Genomic DNA, 2,904 nt, shown 5'->3' on the forward strand with positions numbered 1-2,904 from the left:
GCCCGCACCCTCCTCGCCGAGCCCCGGCCCGTACGTACTGGACCCGCCCAGCGCCTCCGCCCTGCGGGCGAGGTTCTTCAGGCCGCTGCGCCGGCCGCCCTCGGGGATGCCGACGCCGTCGTCGGCGACCGTCAGCCGTACCGCGTCCCGCCCGTCCGGCAGCGTGGCCGTGGCGTCCACGACGATCTCGATGCGGGAGGCGTGGGCGTGCCGGAAGGCGTTGGACAGCGCCTCGCGGAGCGCGGCGATCAGGTTCTTGCCGGTCGACTCGCCGACCCTGGAGTCCACCGGGCCGACGAAGTTCACCGAGGGCGTGAAGCCCAGCGGCACCGCCGCCGTGCCGATCTCGCGCAGCACCCGTGTGCGCAGCCCCGCGGGCGCCTCGGCGGGCCCCTGCTGCAGGGCGAAGATCGCCGTACGGATCTCCTGGATCGTCACGTCCAGCTCGTCGACGGCCTTGCCGACGCCGTCCCGCACCTCGGGCACCACGGCCTTGCGCGCGGCGCTCTCCAGCATCATCCCGGTCGCGAACAGCCGCTGGATGACCAGGTCGTGCAGGTCCCGGGCGATCCGGTCGCGGTCCTCGTAGACGGCCAGCCGCTCGCGGTCGCGCCGCGCGTCCGCCAGGACCAGCGCCAGCGCGGCCTGCTGGGCGAACTGGGTGGCCAGCGTGCGCTCCGCAGCGGTGAACTGCCGCGCGCCGCGGGCCCGTGGCGTGGCGAGGGTGCCCAGGACGCGGCCGCCGCTCTTCAGGGGCAGCATCATGCTGGGCCCGAAGTACGGCGCGACCTCGGTGACCATGCGCGGATCGGTCGCCGAGTCCTCGACGAAGACCGGTTCCCCGGCGAGGAGGGCGGCGGTCACCGGGCTGTCGGGCGGGATGTGCGTCCCCGTGAGCCGTACCGGGTCGTCCGCCGCCGCGGCCACGATCTCCAGCCCGCCGTCCGCCATCGGCAGCAGCACGATCCCGGCCGCGGATTCCGCCAGCCGCCGGGCCTGCTCGGCGACGACGGCCAGCGACTCGTCCACACCGCTGCCCGCGAGGAGCGCGGTGGTGACGGCGGCCGCGCCGTCGATCCAGCGCTCGCGCTGCCGGGTCGCCGCGTACATCCGGGCGTTGCCGATCGCCAGGCCCGCCTCGGTCGCGAGCACCCGCACCATGTGCAGGTCGCCCTCGCTGAACTCGCCGCCGCCGCGCTTCTCCGTCAGGTATAGGTTGCCGAAGATCTCCCCCTGCACGCGGATCGGCACCCCGAGGAACGTGCGCATCGGCGGGTGCCCGGGCGGGAAACCGGCCGCGCGCGGGTCCTGTGTGAGGTCGGCCAGCCGCACCGGCCGGTGGTCGTGGATGAGCGCGCCGAGCAGGCCCTTGTGGCCGTCGGGCAGTGCGCCGATCCGTCGGTGGTCCTCCCCGCTCACGCCGTACGTCACGAAGTCCGACAGGCCCTCGCGCGCCTCGTCCACGATGCCGATCGCCGCGTACCGGGCATCGGCCAGCTCGGCCGCGGTCTCCACGATGCGGTCCAGCGTGACGTGCAGGTCCAGGCCCGCGCCGACGGTCCGCATGGCCTCCAGGAGGCGCGGCAGCCGGGCGGTGATCTGCGGGGCCAGCCCCTGGAGGCTGCGCGTCGCCTCGGTGGCGGCGTCCATGGTGTCGGCGGTGTCGGCATCGGATCCGTGCGCGGGACTCTCCGCCGGTCCGGGCCCGCTCGCTGATCCTGCCGTGGCTGCCATGCCCCGAGCCTAGTAAGTCCCTTTTGCCAAGGAAAGTCGCGCTCGGTTGCCGCGGCGGGACACGCTCGCCGACCGGCCTGCCGCATGGCTCTCCGGACGGGCCGCCCGGCGTACCGCGGGGCTCTACGGACGAGCCGCCGCCGCGTACCGCGCGTCCGTCGCCCGTTCCCGGTCCCGCATCCGGCGGAACGGGCCGTCGGCCGCGGCCAGCTCCTCGTACGGGCCGCGCTGCACCACGCGCCCGCGGTCCAGTACGAGGATCTCGTCGACCGCCTCCAGACCGGCCAGCCGGTGCGTGATCAGGACCGTCGTCCGGCCGCTGGTCACCTCCAGCAGGTCGGCGGTCAGCGCGTCGGCGGTGGCCAGGTCCAGGTGCTCGGCCGGCTCGTCCAGCACCAGTACGGGGAAGTCGGCGAGCAGCGCGCGGGCCAGCGCGAGGCGCTGCCGCTGCCCGCCGGACAGCCGCGCGCCGTGCTCCCCGACCAGCGTGTCCAGCCCGTCCGGCAGCCCGCGCACCCAGTCCGCGAGCCGGGCGCCCGCCAGCGCCGCCCAGAGGGCCGCCTCGTCGGCGTCCGGCCGGGCCAGCCGGAGGTTCTCCCGCACCGAGCTGTCGAAGAGGTGGGCGTCCTGCGCGCACAGGCCGACCAGCCGCCGTACCGCGTCGCCGTCCGCTTGCTGCGCGTCCACCCCGCCGAGGGTGTACGTACCGGCCTCGCGGTCCAGGAAGCGCAGCAGCACCTGCGCGAGCGTGGTCTTGCCCGAGCCCGACGGGCCGACGACCGCGATCCGGCGGCCGGGCGCGAGCGTGAAGCCCACCCCGTCGAGCGCCGGCCGCGGCTGCCCGGGGTGGCGGGCCGTCAGCCCGCTCACCACCACGGGGAACGGCGACTCCGGTACCGCCACCGGCTCGGCCGGCTCGCCGACCGGCGCCGGCGCGTCCAGTACCTCGAAGACCCGCTCGGCGGCGCGGCGGGTGCGCTGCCGGTACTGCACGGCCAGCGGCAGCCCGGCGACCGCCTCGAACGCGGCCAGCGGCGTCAGCACGACCACCGCCAGGCTCACCCCGCTCAGCCGCCCGTCGTGCACGGCCTGTACGCCGACGACCGCGGCGGCCGCAACGGTCAGCCCGGTCAGCAGCGCGATCAGCCCGGCGCCGGCACCGGCCGCCGC

The 2,904-nt window shown here is 76.1% G+C and carries 2 protein-coding genes; both read right to left on the minus strand.

Going from position 1 to position 2,904, the window contains the following annotated elements; translation table 11 throughout:
* On the minus strand, positions 1-1,650 hold a 1,650-nt coding region (locus ABT381_RS35525), incomplete at its 3' end, for a sensor histidine kinase (protein WP_351602184.1).
* A gap of 207 nt (positions 1,651-1,857) precedes the next feature.
* On the minus strand, positions 1,858-2,904 hold a 1,047-nt coding region (gene cydC / locus ABT381_RS35530), incomplete at its 5' end, for a thiol reductant ABC exporter subunit CydC (RefSeq protein ID WP_351602181.1).

This window comes from Streptomyces sp. NPDC000151, from assembly GCF_040301705.1.
In the GTDB taxonomy this organism is placed as follows: Bacteria; Actinomycetota; Actinomycetes; order Streptomycetales; family Streptomycetaceae; genus Streptomyces.